1 protein-coding gene is annotated in these 1,200 nt (G+C 41.2%); it reads left to right on the plus strand.

From position 1 onward, the window contains the following. Positions 1–142 precede the first annotated feature (142 nt). Positions 143–502 (plus strand): GreA/GreB family elongation factor, encoded by a 360-nt coding sequence (locus AEA42_RS13285; protein WP_055647971.1) that lies wholly within the window; start codon positions 143–145, stop codon positions 500–502. Positions 503–1,200: the final 698 nt, after the last annotated feature.

The raw sequence follows: 1,200 nt of genomic DNA on the forward strand, positions 1-1,200 counted from the left end.
GCTTTATCACGGATAAATTATCGACCGAAAAAGTGTTTAGATTTCAAGCAACCAGCGATTGTCTTTAAAGAAATGGTATTGGCTGCTTGATATTGGCGAGTGTCGCACTTCGCAGTTGAATTCGGGTCTATTTCAGTCTTTTATGTTGAAAACAGAAACCTATTACTTGCAAAACAGTTTTAATGCCTCATTACGCCCCACCGCACTGGCGGCGGTGATAGCAAAGCTCGATCAACTTAAAAGTGAAGAAACCCTAGATAAAGTGACCGTTGGGCGTGAAGTCCTCCTCATTAATCAACAGGATCAGCAGGAGTATCGTATAGAGCTGGTATACCCACCTAGGCACAAACCAAGAGCGGGTCGCTACTCTGTCATTTCCGATTTAGGTGTGAGCTTACTGGGCCGTACCAAAGGAGAATATGCTGAGGTAAATATTTTAGGTAAACCTGTGCTGTTTATGGTGAAGGATATTTCCCTTAGCAAGAGACAACCTAAAAATTAACGGCAAAAATAACAACTTTAGAATAAAGCATGTTCAAATTTCAGTGGCAACATGCTTTTAGGTCGCTATTTGCGGCGGCATCTAGCACAGGCATAAAATATATTGGAGGATACGATTTTGAAGTTATTTACTGGCCGCGAAATAAATTAATAGCAGAGAGCTAACACTTACTCCTCTTAAAAACTTACTAAGTATGGCAGCGCTTATGTAGAAACCATAAAGAGGTCAAAGTGTTTTATCTCGCTCAGAATGCTTTAAATTATTCAAATTTATCGATAGATTAATTTGAACTAACTGTCGGTGAGAATGCGGCGCTACACTCGATAGTTTGACTTTACTTAATCTCATTTTAGTTAGGAGTATTTTCCATGAGTAAAGAAAAAGCGAAAAAACCGCCGATGAAAACCTTAAAAGAGAAGCGACAGGATAAGCGGAATCGCCAAAAAGCCTCCGATTAATGCCTGTTATAAAAATCCCTTAAATCCTCTCTTTTATGACATAGGGTGCGGCGATAGCCGCGCCCTATTTTTATGCCAGCTGGCGGCGATATTGCTCGGGTGAGTATTGAGCACTGAAGGATCCCCTCATAAATCAGCCATAGCATAGCCATATTTGAGCAACTGATTGGCGAATAATACCCAGGCCGCCAGCAATTCTTTCTCCGTGATTTGATAATCAGGCCGCCTGAGTACCTCCAA

Source organism: Shewanella sp. Sh95 (assembly GCF_001308045.1).
Taxonomy (GTDB): Bacteria; Pseudomonadota; Gammaproteobacteria; order Enterobacterales; family Shewanellaceae; genus Shewanella; species Shewanella xiamenensis.